This window comes from Gammaproteobacteria bacterium (assembly GCA_015709615.1).
Taxonomy (GTDB): Bacteria; Pseudomonadota; Gammaproteobacteria; order Burkholderiales; family Nitrosomonadaceae; genus Nitrosomonas.
In genome coordinates this window covers 558935-575518 of sequence record CP054179.1, presented here as the reverse complement: position 1 = coordinate 575518, position 16584 = coordinate 558935, and the positions used below count along the sequence as shown (strand labels likewise).

The following is a 16584-nucleotide window of genomic DNA, read 5'->3' as shown; positions in this document are numbered from 1 at the left end:
TTTGCCCGTGGGGAAGGGGCTTGTTACGCCAAATGAATACAAAACTAACAAAAATTTTCTGGACCTGCTGTTTACTTGCGGCTGTTTTGACTGGCGCCCCAGCCTGGGGAAGCGAGGAGCAAGCCGAGTTCTCGATTCATTTGTTTCAGAATGGTCTACCGGTCGCGGATGCTGAGTTGTCCATCAGCAGCGAATCGTACGGCAAATCCAGCGCAGTTCTGATTTTCGAGGCGACACCGGCGACTTACACCTGGCGGCCGGGCGGTGATGTGCCGCTGAGAACCAATGCCAACGGCAGCTTGGCCGGAAAACTGCCGCCCGGTGTTTATCAGTTCACTGTAAAAACGAAAGATCAGGAATTTACCTTCGATCTGCCGCTGCGTTCCGCGGAAAATGCGCAAATTCTGGTCACGTTTTATTCCGGTAGAAAAAAGCCGCTGCTGAACATTGAAAGTTCGGTGGCGGGCACGATGGCGGGCGCTGTTGCCGGTGAGCCAAAACGCGATCAAGGCGAAGGCACGATTACGGTGCAAGTGCTATCGGCGGAAACACAAAAACCGGTTAAAGACGTACAGGTATTTTTGAGCGGGTTGAAAGAAAGATTTCGCACCGATGAGCAAGGCCGGATCAGCGCCACGGTTCCCGCTGGCAGTTACAGCGTTTCGTTGTTGCACAACGCTTATAGCAGCCAGACGCTGGATGAAGTGAAAATTGCCAAAGATCAGGATACGCCGGTCAGTTTTAAATTAACGCCCGCGGGCGTTGAGCTGGCCGAATATGTGGTGCTGGAACCTCATTTGGCGGGAACCGTGGCGTCGGTGATCGAAGAGCAAAAAACAGCCACATCGGTTGCCACGGTCTTGGGCGCCGAACAATTCAGCCGGGCAGGGGATAGCGATGCCGCTAGCGCCTTGCGTCGTGCTTCCGGGTTAACGCTGGTGGGTGGTCAATTCATCTTCATACGCGGATTGGGCGAGCGTTTTTCCTCGACCTTGGTCAACGGCGCGGCGATTCCCAGTCCGGATGCGACCCGGCGTGTGGTGCCGCTGGATTTGTTCCCGACCAATATTCTGGAAAGCGTCATGGTGCAGAAAACCTATTCGCCCGATCGTCCCGCGGAATTCGCCGGCGGTACGATAGAATTGCGCACGCGCGGCATTCCCGACGCCTTTTTCTTCAATCTGAATTTGCAAACCGGTATGAACGACAATACGACGTTTCAGGATGGTTTGACATACAAAGGCGGCGGGGCTGATTTTACGAGCTACGACGATGGCGCGCGTGCGTTGCCGGATTCTCTTGCCGATGCGACCAAGGATGGCGGCACGATAAAACCGGCGTCTATTTTTAATCCGAACGGATTTACACCGGGGCAGATTGAAAAATTCGGCGAGGATTTATCCGGGGTGTGGAACGTGGACAGGAAGAAACGCGCACCCGATACCGGTATTCAGGCATCGATGGGCGATAGCTTCACCTTCGGTGATTTCCGCCTGGGTTATATCGGTGCGGCGGGCTGGAAGCGCGAATTCAGAAAGCAAAATGAAATCAATCGCGAATTTGTCGCTGCCGATACGAGCGACGGCAGTTTAAGAAAAATTCAGGATTTTTATATGCAGCGTTCGTTGAGCGAAGTGCAATTGACCGGCTATGCAGGGACGGAACTGCAATACAAGGATCAGCACAAGCTATTCGCGCGTACGATGTTTCTGCGTCAGGCGATTGACGAAGCCAGAATTTCCCAAGGATTTACCGATGCGGAAACCAACGATATCCGCAGAACGCGGCTGAAGTTTTTTACCAATCAATTATTGATGACGCAAGTGGGCGGTGAGCATCAATTCGACTGGCTGAGGGATTTGTCGATCAACTGGCTGTATACCAACGCCACTGCCAACCGGGAGGAGCCTAAAACACGCGATTACCGTTTTGACGCCGATAGGCAGGGCAACTACTTTTTTGCCCAGCGCGCGGATAACAATCAGGTCATGTACGCGGATTTAGTGGATAAGGATCAGAGCTGGCGGGTGGATGGAAAGTTGCCGGTGCAACCGTCGTTCAACCATAAGATTACGCTGGGTAGCGGTTTTATCGCGCAAAGCAAAAGCCGGGATTCCAGTATCCAGCGCTTCAACTATTTTCCGGTCGGCCCGGATGGCTTTAATCCGGCGGTTTTCGCGCAATCGTCGCTGGAAAGCATATTGCGGCCGCAATATATCGGCACTAACGGATTCCAGTTGCGCGAAGTGACGCGTCCCAGCGATAAATATACCGCTTCCCAGGATCTGTTTTCCTATTATGGAAAAATGGACTGGCTGCTGTACGACCGGCTCAACATCACTGGCGGATTGCGCTGGGAAGACAATGACCAGAAAGTCAATACTTTTACCCTGACGAACACGCCTACGATGGCCAGACTGAATCGCGTGGACATGCTGCCGTCCGTGGTGGCCACGCTATTCCTGACCGATAAGCAGCAGCTGCGCGCCGGTTTCAGTCAAACGTTGTCGCGCCCGGATTTCCGGGAATTATCGTCGGCGCCTTTTACCGATATCAATACCAATCAGGAGACCGTCGGTAATCCCAATCTGAAACAGACGGCGATTACCAATTGGGACTTGCGCTGGGAATATTATCTGTCGCCGACAGAAAATATCTTTGCCGGTTTTTTCTGGAAAGATTTAACCAAGCCGATTGAATTGGTTGCAGTGCCGGGGACCGCCGGGCTCAACACGTATCAAAATACCGATAAAGCCAATATCTATGGATTTGAGTTGGAGTTGCTGAAGAAGCTGGATTTTGTGCATCCCGTATTGCAGAATTTTTACGTTGGCGGCAACTACACCTGGTCGGCATCGAATGTGCAATTGAATGCCGACAATCTGAAAGCGCAAACGACGAACGAGCGGCCGCTGCAAGGCCATTCCGCGCAAATCGTCAATTTCCAGATCGGCTACGACAATCCGCAGTGGAAAACGCAGGCTACGTTACTGTACAACGTCTCCAGCCAACGCATTATGGCCGCCGGAGTGCTGGGTGCGCCGGATAAATACGAGCAACCCGTGCATCAACTGGATTTCGTGTTCAGCCAGAATTTGTACAAAGGGTTATCGATGCAAGCCTCAATGCAAAACTTGCTCGATTCCGAAGTCCGCATCACGCAAGGCGATGAAGTTACCCGGGCGTTTCGCCGCGGACGCTTTTTTAACCTCAGTGTGCGTTTGGCGTATTAATCAAATTTTTCTGAACCGGTATCTCTTGCGCGGCGGATAAAATGCATGCACCGGTTCAGTCTGCATTAATTTTCCTCGGGTTAGAGTGGTATCCGGCAGCGGGAAGTTTTCCGCGCGGATAAACCACTTTTACCGAGGATTACTTCATGAAAAAATTCTTTCTTTTGTGCGTTGCGGTTGCGTTGGTTGTGTTGTTGAGCGGTTTTCGCGCACCCAACGGCAATATCATTTCCAAAGGCGATTTGGCGGACAAGTTGCTGCTCAATATGGGTGAGCCGCATATCCGGACCGATCTGGGCGCTGTGCAAACCCGGGCTTTCGGCGGAATTGTCTATATCAAGCGGGAAGTCTGGACTTACCGCATCGATGACTATAACTACCGCTTCGTCATTGAAAACGGGCGAATCGTTGCGGATCATTGGACCCGGTTTTAATCATCCGGTATTGATTAAACTATTTTTCAAACGAATGGCTTTCTTCGGCTAGTCTGCTGGATGACAATATATATTTTCATGTTAACGTAATACCTCTGTCATGTTGGCTTGATAGATTTGCTTACCCTAAATAAAACGTTGAGGTAAGTAAATGATGTTCAAATCAGGTCCTATGAAAAGATTAATCGCGGTGTCTGTTGCGCTACTGGGTAGTACGGCGCTGAACGGGCACGCAGCAACCGCAACTTTCGATGCGGCAAGCGGTATCGTCAATTTGCCGGTCGTGGAAGTACTGAGCGGCAGCACTTCTTCCTTTTACAGCGCGCAATTGCAGTTGCGCGGGAGCGACTTGCAATTGATCGCGGCGAGTCCTATCGCGGCGGCAACCGGGCAACGTAACGTGTTCGATTCCGACACCAGCGCGGTGCATATCGCTTCGGTTACCGTCGGCGCGGATGATTTCTACGCCAAATTAAAATTGGTGCCTGGGTCCAATCCATTGCGTTTTACCGTGGATCAACTGGTCAATAACGCATTCCAGGGTTGTCCAAGTTTCGCAGCCGCGGGGCCTACTGCCGGTTCCTGCGTCTTAAGCGGTGAAATTAAAACCAATGTCACACTGACTAAAAACATCAACTGGATTTTGTCGGGCGGTGTTTATGTCGGCGGTGATAACGCGCAGAGTGCAACGCTCACCATTAATCCCGGTACCAAAATTTTCGGTGAATCGGGTGCGGATTATCTGTTTGTAAGACGCGGTTCCAAGATCATGGCGGAAGGAACGCCGGATAATCCGATCGTAATGTCCGGTCCGTTGCAGCAGTCACCCGGTGAGTGGGGCGGTTTGCTGATCGCCGGCAATGCGCCGATCAACGGTTGTAATGCCGGTGTGGCACTGTGTGAAGCGCCATTTGAAGCGATTACCTCGGAGTTTTTTGGCGGTAACAATCCAACGGATGACAGCGGTGTCGTTAAGTACACGCAAATTCTTTTCGCCGGATTTGCCGTCCGCCCGGATGAAGAGCTCAACGGCTTGACGCTGATGGGTGTCGGTTCAGGGACGAAGATTGATTATGTGCAAGTTCATGCCGGTTTGGACGACGGTGTGGAAATGTTCGGCGGTACGGTCAACATGAAGCACTTGGTGCTGACTGAAAATCGTGATGATGCTTTCGATTGGACCAGCGGTTTCAAGGGCCGGGCGCAATTTGTTCTGGTCAAACAATCGTCAGGTGTGGGTGATCGCGGTATCGAAGCGGACAATAACGAGAAAAATCACGACAGCTTGCCGCGCGCACACCCTGTTTTATCCAATTTCACCATCATCGGCCGTAACGATACCGGCGCTACGGAAGGTATTTTGCTGCGCCGCGGTACAGCCGGCAATATTTGGAATTCGGTGATTACCGGATCGCCGGTTTGCGTGCGGATCGATAGCGCATCGACTTATGCCAACGCCGGATCTCCGGGCAGCTTGACGGGCGAATTGACGATGCAGAACTCGTTTGTTCAATGCGCCAATAATTTCAAGGATGGCGACGGTCATACATTCTCCGTGTCGGATTGGTTCTTATCGCAATCCGGCAACAAAACGGAAGATCCTCTGCTGGCTGGTTACTTACCAAAAACCGGTTCGCCATTGACATTGGGCGGTGTGGCGGTGGGCGATGCCTTCTTCGATGCTGTCGATTATGCCGGTGCATTCAAGGATGCGGATCATGATTGGACCAAGGAGTGGACGTTCCGGTTTTAAATCATACCGATTGCAGTAGTCATCTACGCTCCCCTCGAGTTTATGTTGTAAGAAATCTCAGGGTTGTTTACAGAGAGGTTGATTGAAATAAGCGAAGAGTATTTCATAAGGGGTTGCGTTATACAAACTCTTATGGGGTTTGACGGTGTTGTAGAAGTTAATGAAACGGAGAAGCTGAATGCGTCGATCGGCGCTGTCTTTAAAGTGAATCTTACTGTGCCACATGTCCATCAGGGTACGGATGACCCGCTCAGCTTTGCCGTTGGTTTGAGGACGATTGACACGAGTAAACTTCTGACCGATACCGTGTTGCCTGCAAGCTTTGACAAAAGCATGATCGTCAGTTCCTTTAAATTCCGTGCCGTTATCGGAATAAGTGCAATCGATTTGATAAGGACATTGGGCAACAGTAGCGATGAGAAAGCAAGCGGCGCTGTATTGAGTTTTATCGGGGAAGATATCGGCATACAATTCCCTGGAGAAATCATCGATGGCCACAAACAGGTACTCGCGAGGTTCATTGGCAGACTGTCCTTTCAATAATGGAAGCCGCTTGGTATCGAGGTGAACGAGCTCGCCCGGATAAGATTTATTATAGCGCTTCGCTTCACGCTTGAGACGTTCCTGGATGGTTTGCTCTACTTTAGCCAAACGTTTGAGGCCATACTGCAGTGTTTTGAAGCGCTGATTGGTACTGCTACGCGGAGTAAATTCCTGGAGTCTGGCTCGTTTCAGTACGTCATAAATCGTTGGCCGGCTGACGTGAAAGTATTCTGCCAGCTGAACCACCTTCCACAGCCGGGTTTGATACAGCCGCCAGATTTCCTGACGATCCAATAATGTTAAGCGAGTGCGTTTGTGTATGTTCATCTACAGTATTCTCCTGAATACTGTAAACAACGCTAGAAATTCTTACAGGTTATCACTAAAATAAGCCTTACGCGCTTGCAATCCGGCGCGCCAACAACGATGCCGGTAACATATCCCGCAACGAAATTGAAGAGGCAACGGCAGCTTGATTCGGTATTTCGCCGGGTGACGTGGTTTTTTACTGCGCTTGTTTTCATATTGCTGGTTGCGCTGATCGGCTCCTTGATTATCGGCAGCTGGCCGGCGATACAGGCGTTAGGTTTCGATTTTTTGTTCAGCGCCCAGTGGAACCCGGTTACTGAGAAGTTCGGCGCGCTGGTGCCTATCATCGGCACATTGATTACATCGCTGATTGCATTATCGATCGGTATTCCGGTCAGTTTTGGCATCGCATTATTTCTCACCGAGTTGTCTCCGCCTTGGTTGCGCCGCCCGCTGGGAACGGCAATCGAACTGCTGGCGGGTATTCCCAGCATTATTTACGGCATGTGGGGATTGTTCGTCTTTGCGCCCTTTTTTGCGCATCATATACAGCCGGGGATTCAAAGCACATTGGGAGAAGTGGCCGGAATCGGTTTTTTGTTCGAGGGCGCCGTCATGGGGATTGGTATGCTGACAGCCGGTATTATTCTGGCGATCATGGTAATTCCTTTTATTGCTTTCGTGATGCGCGATGTATTCGAGGTTGTGCCGCCGTTGCTCAAGGAATCCGCTTATGCGCTCGGCGCCACCACCTGGGAAGTGATTTGGCACGTGGTGCTTCCCTATACCAAGAGCGGTGTGGTCGGCGGGATTATGCTGGGGTTTGGCCGCGCCTTGGGGGAGACGATGGCGGTTACTTTTGTCATCGGTAACGCGCACCAGTTGCACGCCTCGCTTTTCATGCCGGGGAACAGCATCGCTTCGGCTTTGGCCAATGAATTTACCGAAGCCGACGGCGATTTGTATACCGCGGCATTGATCGAACTGGGTTTGATTTTGTTCCTGATCACGTTTGTCGTGCTGGCTTGCTGCAAGATTCTGTTGTTGCAACTGAAAAAACGCGAAGGCACCGTCGCTTAGCGCCGCACCATGATCCCTATTTATACCCGCCGCCGTATCATTAACGCGATCAACCTGATGGGTTCGGTGCTGGCGATGGTGTTCGGCTTGTTCTGGTTGTTCTGGATTTTGCTGACGTTGTTCGATAAAGGGTTGGGCGGTATTAGTCCCGCAATCTTTACACAAATGACGCCATCACCGGGCGATAGCGGCGGATTGTTGAATGCCATTGCCGGTAGCTTAGTCATGGTGATGCTGGCGACATTGATCGGTACGCCGGTCGGGATCATGGCCGGCACTTATTTGGCGGAATTTGACCAACGCGGCTGGCTGGCGCCGGCTACACGCTTTGTGAACGATATTTTGCTGTCCGCACCATCCATTGTCATCGGTCTTTTTGTCTATACGGTGTATGTCGCCAAAGTGGGGCATTTTTCCGGCTGGGCCGGCGCGCTGGCGTTGTCATTGATCGTGATTCCGGTGGTCGTGCGTACGACCGAGGATATGTTACGGCTGGTTCCCAACAGTTTGCGCGAGGCCGCGATCGCGTTGGGCGCGCCGCAATGGAAAGTGATTACACTCGTAACCTGGCGCGCTTCCAAAGTGGGCATCATGACCGGCATTTTATTGGCGGTTGCGCGTATCAGCGGCGAAACCGCGCCGTTATTGTTTACCGCGCTCAACAATCAATTCTGGAACGATGATATGTAAGAATTTCTAGCGTTGTTTACAGTATTCAGGAGAATACTGTAGATGAACATACACAAACGCACTCGTTTAACATTATTGGATCGTCAGGAAATCTGGCGGCTGTATCAAACCCGGCTGTGGAAGGTAGTTCAGCTGGCAGAATACTTTCACGTCAGCCGGCCAACGATTTATGACGTACTGAAACGAGCCAGACTCCAGGAATTTACTCCGCGTAGCAGTACCAATCAGCGCTTCAAGACACTGCAGTATGGCCTCAAACGTTTGGCTAAAGTAGAGCAAACCATCCAGGAACGTCTCAAGCGTGAAGCGAAGCGCTATAACAAATCTTATCCGGGCGAGCTCGTTCACCTCGATACCAAGCGGCTTCCATTATTGAAAGGACAGTCTGCCAATGAACCTCGCGAGTACCTGTTTGTGGCCATCGATGATTTCTCCAGGGAATTATATGCCGATATCTTCCCCGATAAAACTCAATACAGCGCCGCTTGCTTTCTCATCGCTACTGTTGCCCAATGTCCTTATCAAATCGATTGCACTTATTCCGATAACGGCACGGAATTTAAAGGAACTGACGATCATGCTTTTGTCAAAGCTTGCAGGCAACACGGTATCGGTCAGAAGTTTACTCGTGTCAATCGTCCTCAAACCAACGGGAAAGCTGAGCGCGTGATCCGCACGCTCATGGACATGTGGCACAACAAATTCTGTTTTAAAGACACTGCTGACCGACGTATTCAACTTGTCCGTTTCATTAACTTCTACAACACCGTCAAACCCCATAAGAGTTTGTATAACGCAACCCCTTATGAAATACTCAACGCTTATTTCAATCAACCTCTCTGTAAACAACCCTGAGATTTCTTACAGATGATATGAGCCGCCCGATGGCTAACTTACCGGTGGTTATTTTCCAATTTGCCATGAGCCCTTACGAGTACTGGCAAGAATTGGCTTGGACAGGCGCGCTGTTGATCACGCTGAGCGTTCTCGGATTGAACATTGCCGCGCGCATTTTCTTACGCAAGCGCGATTTTTAAAGTTAAAACTGAAATGACAATCAATTTTTCACCATCCGATATTGCCAAAGTCTCCATTAACGATTTGAATTTTTATTACGACACCTTTCATGCGCTGAAGTCGATCAGCATGCAGATCCGGAAAAACAAGATTACCGCCTTCATCGGCCCTTCCGGTTGCGGCAAATCGACGCTGCTGCGTACGTTGAATCGCATGTATCAGTTGTACCCGAGCCAAACCGCCCAAGGGGAAATCCTGGTGGACGGTTTCAATATTCTCGACAAATCGCAGGATTTGAATAGCTTGCGCGCCAAAATGGGGATGGTATTTCAGAAGCCGACACCGTTTCCGATGTCGATTTTCGATAACGTGGCGTTTGGCGTAAAACTCTATGAATCATTAAATCGCTGCGATTTGGCCGAACGGGTGGAATGGGCATTGCAAAAAGCCGCACTGTGGGAAGAAGTTAAGGATAAATTGGATCAGAGCGGTACCAGCCTTTCCGGCGGGCAGCAGCAGCGCTTGTGCATTGCCCGTACGATCGCGGTGAAACCTGAAGTGGTGTTGTTTGACGAACCGACCTCCGCACTCGATCCGATTTCCACCGCGCGCATCGAAGATTTGATCTTCCAACTGAAGCAGGACTACACCATTGCAATTGTCACGCATAACATGCAACAGGCCGCACGTGTTTCCGACTATACCGCTTATCTGTACCTGGGAGAGCTGATCGAGTTTGACGATACCGCTACGATTTTTACCAAACCCAAGCAGAGAGCGACAGAAGATTATATTACTGGCAAATTCGGCTAATCCTTCTGTGAATCGCCCCGGGATTTTCGGAGATAAAATGATTTGAGAGGAGGAGAAGATGAAGAATCAAATCAGTTATTCACCGGAAGTACGGGAACGAGCGGTAAGATTGGTATTCGAGCAGCAAAAGGAGCATGAATCGCAATGGTCGGCGCTCAAATCGATAGCATCGAAGATTGGCTGCACGGCGGAAACGTTGCGGACATGGGTAAGAAGAGCGGAGAGGGATCAGGGAATTCGAGGCGGACTGTCGACGATCGGATCGTGAGCGGCTCAAGGAATTGGAACGGGAAAATCGGGAATTAAAGCGTGCCAACGAAATATTGCGTAAGGCATCGGCATATTTCGCACAGGCGGAGCTCGACCGCCGGTCGAAATGACAATGGTATTTGTCGATAGAAATAAAGCGGCATACGGAGTCGAGCCAATCTGTAGACAAATCCGGATTGCTCCGTCGAATTATTATGAATACAAAAGGCGCAAGCGGGATCCGGATCGATTGCCCGAACGTATCAAGCGGGACATGAAGCTGGCGACCGAAATATAACGGATTTGGGAAAGCAACTTCCGGGTTGATGGTGCTCGTAAAGTATGGCGGCAATTGTTGCGAGAAGGCATTGGCATTGCCCGTTGCATCGTTGAGCGGTTGATGAAGAAGCTTGGGATGCAAGGTATCCGGCGCGGTAAGAGGTGCCGGACAACCGTTGCAGATGACTTACTTGCCTGTCCAGCCGACAAAGTCAATCGGCAATTTGTAGCCACTCGTCCGAATCAGCTGTGGTTCGCGGATATTACCTTTGTTGCAACGTGGACGGGGTTTGTTTATGTGGCTTTTATAACTGATGTTTTTGCCCGGTACATTGTTGGCTGGCGGGTCAGCCGGTCATTGCACACCGATTTAGTACTGGATGCATTGGAACAGGCACTGTGGGCGCGGCGGAAAATCGAGGGATTAATTCATCATAGCGACCACGGTTGTCAATATTTGTCGATTCGCTATACGGAACGCCTGATTGAGGCCAATATTGAAGCTTCTGTTGGCAGTGTCGGGGGTTCTTATGATAATGCGCTGGCTGAAACAGTTAACGGACTATACAAGACCGAGGTTATCCGGCATCGCGGCCCTTGGCGCAATATCGACGATGTGGAGTTTGCGACCTTGGAATGGGGCGATTGGTTTAACAATCACAATCGCCGGCTACTGGAGCCGATCGGAAATATACCGCCGGCAGAATTTGAAATGGCGATATTATTATCGCCGACTAAGGGAGCCAACCAATACGGTTTGACTCAAGACAAATAGTCTCCGGAAATACCGGGGCGATTCAGTAATTGAAACGCAGCATATTCTGAGTGACGAAATAAATCTCTTGCTGACTCAATTTTGTGGCGATCTGGAAGCCAAGAACTTGATATGAATCGAAGAAGGATTGTTTCCATTTAACGCAGACCCGGATTTATTCCGGGTTTTTTATTGTTTTGCGTTCTTTGATTATTCTATTCATTCAGCCGAATCTATCCCGGCTTCATCGTACAAATCCTTTGCAAGCCAGCCATGACCGAAGAAATCGATTACTTCATCATTATTGGCGCATACCTTCGCAGAGTGTGAATCCCTTTCACCTTGCCAGCGCGCGCGGTCGATCCGTTCGCAGATAAGTTTTCCGCCTTCAGTTTTATATAACGCCAATACCTGCCAGCGGCCCGTTTGTCCTGAATACGATGAACCCGAGGCGTTATTATCAGAGCTTGATACTTTGGCGATTAATTCACCGCTAAAAGATATAGATGCGCCGTTGTCGCGTTCTATTTTAAAATTTTCCATTTTTAAACCTCCGTTGTAAGTTGATTCCATTTGCCTACATGGTGCCTACACGGACTCATAAAATGAAAAAAGCACTTGGGTAATTATACCGTAAGTTCTTGATTTTATTGGTGGACAAGGGCGGAATCGAACCACCGACACAAGGATTTTCAGTCCTCAACAAATAATATTTCTTGGTGTTGATTGGTATTTATAAAAACACATAAATATCATAAAAACAATATAGTTACAAAAATACTCTTTTTATTTGTGTTGATTGATATTCCGCTATTTTGATAATATTTCCTTACACCAGCCTTACACGGGAAATAATCAAAAATGAAATGGGATAACTTCACTTCTGAACGTGTTGCATCATTCAAGTGCAAACCAGGTGCAAAGCAAAGTATATTTTGGGATGGGAAAACACCCGGCTTAGGGTTGCGAGTCACTGCCAGCGGCGCAAAATCTTACATATTCCAAACCGAGTTACACGGCAAAACCCTACGCCTTACTATTGGCGATCAGCGCGCATGGAGTATTTCAGAAGCGCAAGAGGAGGCAAACCGGCTTAAAGTTAAGACCGATCAAGGCATAGACCCACGTCAAGAAGCAGCCGACAAAAAAGCAGCAGATCAAGCCGCCGCAGCAGCCAAGAAAGCGCAGGAAGCGCGTGAAACTGTAACAGTAGCCCAAGCATGGGAAGAATATGTGGCCGCCCGTAAGCCGCTATGGTCAGAGCTGCATATCCGTGACCATGAAAAAGTTATGCAGGCCGGTGGCGATCCGCGCAAACGAAGTAAGAAACTGACGGAACCGGGTTCGCTGGCATCGCTTGCAAAAATTCGACTGGTAGATTTAACGCCGGAATTAGTAACCGAGTGGGCACAGGCCGAAGCTGTGATTAGACCGACACGCGCCCGGCTTGCCTTACGATTATTAAGAGCGTTTCTGAATTGGTGCAGCAGGCATTCAACATATAAAACTATTGTGACAAGTAATCCCGCGCAAAACAATGATGCTAAAGAAAGACTGGGGAAGGCCAAAGTAAAGCATGACGTATTACAGCGGGAACAATTGCCCGCATGGCTTAACGCGATCAAGAAAATTCAGAATCCGGTTATCAGCGCATACTTGCAAACGCTGTTACTGACCGGCGCAAGGCGTGAGGAAATAGCTTCGCTGCGCTGGGAAGATATAGACTTTCAATGGAACAGCATGACCATAAAGGATAAGGTTGAAGATTTTAGAATCATTCCGCTAACGCCCTATGTATCGCATTTGCTGTCAATGCTACCGCGCCGCAATCAATGGGTATTCAGCAGCGTATCCGCCGCCAATGGCCGCTTAACCGATCCTTCTATAGCCCACCGTAAAGCCTGTGCTATTGCTGGTTTAGACCTGACTTTGCACGGCTTAAGGCGATCATTTGCCAGTCTTTGCGAATGGATAGAAATGCCTGCCGGTATCGCTGCGCAGATTCAAGGCCATGCGCCCCAAGGTGTGCGAGAGCAAAACTATATCCGCCGCCCGCTTGATTTGCTGCGCATGTGGCACGTCAAAATAGAAGCCTGGATATTGGAACAAGCCGGGATTGAATTTATACCTGCACATGCAGGGTTGCACGTTGTAAAGAAATAAGCGTAACTGCAAATAATTCTTGACTCCCAGAATAAACGTAACTACATTAATATATGAAAGTGATTTGCGATACTGTCAAGAATGCAATAAACAAGAAAAAGCATGGTGTATCACTGACCGATGCAGTGCTTATTGATTGGGAAGCTGCGTTGATATGGCAAGACACACGGCGGGATTATGGGGAACTCCGCATGATTGCCTTGGCACCTATTAATGAAAGGCTTTATTGCGTGGTTTATGTTGACCGTGGAGATGACCGGCGAATAATCAGCTTACGCAAGGCTAACCAGAGAGAATTTGATTTTTATGAACAAGAAATTAATTAAACCAACCGATGCGGAAGATGCGCAAATTACAGCCGCCGCGCTTACCGATCCTGATAACTTACCTTTAACGGATGAAGAGTTGCAGCAATTCAGGAAAGCGCGCGGAAGGCCGCAAGGAAGCGGGAAAAAGGAGCAGGTAACGCTTCGACTAGATACGGACATATTGAAGCAATTCAAGGCAACCGGTAATGGCTGGCAAACACGCATTAATGATGCGCTACGGGACTGGATAAAGCAGCATTAAAGAGCAACACCGCCGCCTGACGGATTCGGGCAAAAAGCGGGGTTATCAAGTGTAGAAGCACCTGAAACCCCTAACCACAACACAAACTAATAAGGAGTTTGAGCCATGGCTAACAGCAAAAATACCACACCCAATAACCTAAGCGAAGCGATAAGTTACACCATGTTTGATCTGTACCGCATGGAATCGCTGTTTAATGCAATTCATATAATTTCAAACGAACTGAATGACAGTGGCCTGGATCAGGATGGAATCTTTAAAGCCGTAGAATCAATCTCAGCAATATCCAGTCATGGCGTTGAATATTGTTCAAAAACGTCGCAGAGATTAGACAAGGCAACAATGAAACGAGATTAGAAAATAACGACAGCCACCTCGGGCGAAAGCGGAGACCTTCACCGCCTGGGGTGGTTTCAAATAAGGCATACGTTAAAGGTGCGTAATGAGCGTATTTAATCCACCAGATTGGCGCGATGCTTCTGCCTATCCATTGACAGCAGATGATTTGTCACTGAGCCAATGGGCGTGGGAATTTCTTAGAAGAAATCCAGAATATCAGAATGATTATGGATACTGCGCTCAATCCCCAGATTTCGGCAGGAAATACACCCGCCACCAGCTGGCAGATGCGTCTGATGATACAAAATTTCGATATTGTAAATACCAAGCACTTGCTGGTGAAACAGTAGGAGAATATTTCAACAGAACAGGTGATGAAACTCCATTCGATTACTCAGTAGAGGATCAATTAATCGATGAAAAATGGGAAATCCTATACTTAGCCGACCCGGCAAACGATGATGGTTACAATTGCATACCGCACCTCATAGATTTGCCAAGAGAAATTCAGCAGGATTTTAGCAACCCATCAAATAACAAAGGCTATATACCAACTAGAACTGGCTGGGAAGAGGTAGAAATTGAGTCTAAACCAATAGAACCAGAGCCCGAAGATTGGTTCGAAATGACATTAAGATTCGATCTACGTTATTCATTAGACAAACAATTGGATAACGCGAAAATTCTTTTGCAAGAAAGAGTATCTATATTGGATTATTTGCAGCCAGATTACCCATATCACGAATGGGAGAAAAAACGGGGAGCAATCGGTATTCAAATAAGAAATCTGCCAATGTATTTAAGGGCATACGATGGCAGAAAAGCGGGAGACAAGTTTGATCAAATTGGAGAAGAACTATATCGAAATGAAATTGAGAACCCAGACCCAGATTTAGCATTAGACCAAAAGAATGCAGAAAAACGAGCAAGGGATGCTTATAAAAATGCAATTAAACTTATTGAAGGAGGTTACAAAGAGTTAATGAAATAAATATAACAAAACCAGCACCCTGCAAGTTTCGTTACATACATACACAAGTTATTCAGCAATCATTTACACCTCAACATAAACACGAGGTGAAAAATGCAGACAGCATCAGACAAGTTTCAATCAATCGAAAAAATCACACTGGCCACAGTACCAACCGAACAGGCCGCTTTTTACCTTAACCGCAGACCGCAAACACTAAGAATTTGGGCAATGAAAGAAAGTGGTTTGATTCGTCCGATCCGCATCAATAAGCGTTTGGCATGGCCAGTTAAGGAAATCAAGAAAGTTTTGGGTATCGAGTGCCAATAAAAAGGGAGCCCGGCCATGACTTCCTGCCAAAAATCAATCGCAATAAAAAATTCTCATTACTGGGTTAAATGCTACAAGCCATTCAACTAATCTGCCGCCGAATAACCCCGAATCAATAAAGTTACATTTTTGCCTTATATGTTACAGGCCATTCCATTATTCTGCCGCCAAAGCAGCACGAATCAACCAAATTTCTTTATCAACCACCTGGAGAAAAAATGAATATACCAGCACAACTTGCAGAAATTTCAAAAGGCCGCGATCACATCAAAACGGACGAATTTACGCGCGCAATTGGCAAAATGCCACAGACCGCCCGAAAATCATACTGCCTGACCGGTGAGTGTCACGGAATTAAACCAATAAAAATTGGCAATCGTTTACTTTGGCCGGTTGCTGACATTGCGAAATTGCTAAACGGAGGTGCGCAATGAGCAACCAAGCAGTGACAGCCGCCCTATCCGCCGAAGCCGAATTGCAGGCCAAATGCGCAAAGTTTCAAGAAAAAAAACGTTCATGTGACAACATAACCGCGGAAACCCGCGCGAAGCTTGCCAACCTTGAACATGCTCACACCCTTTTGGAGCGGCGCTACATTTGCGATGAGGCAACTATGCAGCAGGTGCAAGCTTCACGCGCAGAGATTGAATCAGAACGCGCAAAACTTGCTGAAGCTGAAAGGTTGAAAACGCTTGCGCAGGACGCAGTCAGGGAAATTGATCAGCAGATTCTACAAGCGGAACAGGCAACGGCAGCAGCGCGGCGCGAATTCTGTGCGGAACAGCGAAACCAAGCAATTGCGAAAATCAAGACTGATACAACGCTGCGAAAAAATCTGATTGCAGCAATGGCAGCACACACCGGCGCTGGAGGCACATACACATTCAGTGCATCGGTATTCGCAACACAATTCGTTGCCCAGATACTTCCCGAAATTAGCGAGGCCGAAGTACGTGAAGCAGTCGAAAAATTTAAAAGGGACAACGGGCTCTGAGGTAACAAAAAAGCCGCCGGGAGAGTATTCCCGGACGGCTTTCCCATGACTACTTTTGGAGTTT

General features: G+C 48.7%; 17 protein-coding genes, 2 pseudogenes and 1 other annotated feature. Of the genes and pseudogenes, 17 read left to right on the top strand and 2 right to left on the bottom strand.

Features of this window, described 5'->3' with window-relative positions:
* Positions 1-32: 32 nt before the first annotated feature.
* The 3 genes from HRU77_02850 (at position 33) to HRU77_02840 (ending at position 5420) form a co-directional block, all read left to right on the top strand.
* Positions 33-3233 carry a TonB-dependent receptor gene (locus tag HRU77_02850; protein QOJ19726.1) on the top strand — a complete coding sequence of 1067 codons (3201 nt, stop codon included), beginning with the start codon at positions 33-35 and terminating at the stop codon, positions 3231-3233.
* A 146-nt stretch (positions 3234-3379) separates the two neighbouring features.
* A complete protein-coding gene (locus HRU77_02845; GenBank protein QOJ19725.1) occupies positions 3380-3667 on the top strand; it encodes a hypothetical protein in 288 nt (95 codons plus the stop codon).
* Between the two features lie 154 nt (positions 3668-3821).
* Entirely contained in the window at positions 3822-5420 is a 1599-nt protein-coding gene (locus tag HRU77_02840) for a hypothetical protein (GenBank protein QOJ22041.1), read from the top strand.
* Between the two features lie 57 nt (positions 5421-5477).
* Here HRU77_02840 and HRU77_02835 read toward each other — a convergent pair whose 3' ends face one another.
* The gene (locus HRU77_02835; protein ID QOJ19724.1) at positions 5478-6290 is read right to left on the bottom strand and encodes a transposase family protein; all 813 of its coding nucleotides are present in this window, start codon (positions 6288-6290) and stop codon (positions 5478-5480) included.
* A gap of 99 nt (positions 6291-6389) precedes the next feature.
* Between HRU77_02835 and pstC the strand changes: the two genes are divergently transcribed.
* From pstC to HRU77_02805, 6 genes and pseudogenes are all read left to right on the top strand, one after another.
* On the top strand, positions 6390-7352 hold the full coding sequence (gene pstC / locus HRU77_02830; protein QOJ19723.1) for a phosphate ABC transporter permease subunit PstC: 963 nt from the start codon (positions 6390-6392) through the stop codon (positions 7350-7352).
* Between the two features lie 9 nt (positions 7353-7361).
* A complete protein-coding gene (gene pstA, locus HRU77_02825; GenBank protein ID QOJ19722.1) occupies positions 7362-8042 on the top strand; it encodes a phosphate ABC transporter permease PstA in 681 nt (226 codons plus the stop codon).
* Positions 8043-8084: 42 nt separating this feature from the next.
* Entirely contained in the window at positions 8085-8897 is an 813-nt protein-coding gene (locus tag HRU77_02820; GenBank protein ID QOJ19721.1) for a transposase family protein, read from the top strand.
* Positions 8897-9079, top strand: a pseudogene (locus HRU77_02815) (phosphate ABC transporter permease PtsA). Before HRU77_02820 ends, HRU77_02815 begins: the two are co-directional and overlap by 1 nt.
* Before the next feature lie 13 nt (positions 9080-9092).
* Complete coding sequence (gene pstB, locus HRU77_02810) at positions 9093-9872, top strand: phosphate ABC transporter ATP-binding protein PstB (GenBank protein QOJ19720.1); 780 nt, start codon at positions 9093-9095, stop codon at positions 9870-9872.
* 58 nt (positions 9873-9930) lie between these two features.
* Positions 9931-11161 (top strand): annotated as a pseudogene (locus tag HRU77_02805) (IS3 family transposase).
* Positions 10210-10326, top strand: a sequence feature (AL1L pseudoknot). It overlaps the preceding pseudogene by 117 nt.
* Before the next feature lie 212 nt (positions 11162-11373).
* Here HRU77_02805 and HRU77_02800 read toward each other — a convergent pair.
* On the bottom strand, positions 11374-11697 hold the full coding sequence (locus tag HRU77_02800; GenBank protein QOJ19719.1) for a hypothetical protein: 324 nt from the start codon (positions 11695-11697) through the stop codon (positions 11374-11376).
* A gap of 318 nt (positions 11698-12015) precedes the next feature.
* Here HRU77_02800 and HRU77_02795 point away from each other — a divergent pair, with 318 nt between their 5' ends.
* The 8 genes from HRU77_02795 to HRU77_02760 all read left to right on the top strand — a co-directional run bounded on the left by HRU77_02795 (position 12016) and on the right by HRU77_02760 (position 16520).
* The gene (locus HRU77_02795) at positions 12016-13317 is read left to right on the top strand and encodes an integrase family protein (protein ID QOJ19718.1); all 1302 of its coding nucleotides are present in this window, start codon (positions 12016-12018) and stop codon (positions 13315-13317) included.
* A gap of 53 nt (positions 13318-13370) precedes the next feature.
* The gene (locus tag HRU77_02790) at positions 13371-13643 is read left to right on the top strand and encodes a BrnT family toxin (protein ID QOJ19717.1); all 273 of its coding nucleotides are present in this window, start codon (positions 13371-13373) and stop codon (positions 13641-13643) included.
* Positions 13624-13887 (top strand): BrnA antitoxin family protein, encoded by a 264-nt coding sequence (locus tag HRU77_02785; protein QOJ19716.1) that lies wholly within the window; start codon positions 13624-13626, stop codon positions 13885-13887. Before HRU77_02790 ends, HRU77_02785 begins: the two co-directional genes overlap by 20 nt.
* A 105-nt stretch (positions 13888-13992) precedes the next feature.
* Complete coding sequence (locus tag HRU77_02780; protein QOJ19715.1) at positions 13993-14244, top strand: hypothetical protein; 252 nt, start codon at positions 13993-13995, stop codon at positions 14242-14244.
* A gap of 85 nt (positions 14245-14329) precedes the next feature.
* Positions 14330-15217 carry a DUF2285 domain-containing protein gene (locus tag HRU77_02775; GenBank protein ID QOJ19714.1) on the top strand — a complete coding sequence of 296 codons (888 nt, stop codon included), beginning with the start codon at positions 14330-14332 and terminating at the stop codon, positions 15215-15217.
* A 93-nt stretch (positions 15218-15310) separates the two neighbouring features.
* Entirely contained in the window at positions 15311-15526 is a 216-nt protein-coding gene (locus HRU77_02770; GenBank protein ID QOJ19713.1) for a DNA-binding protein, read from the top strand.
* Between the two features lie 218 nt (positions 15527-15744).
* Entirely contained in the window at positions 15745-15960 is a 216-nt protein-coding gene (locus tag HRU77_02765; GenBank protein QOJ19712.1) for a hypothetical protein, read from the top strand.
* Positions 15957-16520, top strand: coding sequence for a hypothetical protein (locus tag HRU77_02760; protein ID QOJ19711.1), 564 nt, complete (start codon positions 15957-15959; stop codon positions 16518-16520). Before HRU77_02765 ends, HRU77_02760 begins: the two co-directional genes overlap by 4 nt.
* Positions 16521-16584: the final 64 nt, after the last annotated feature.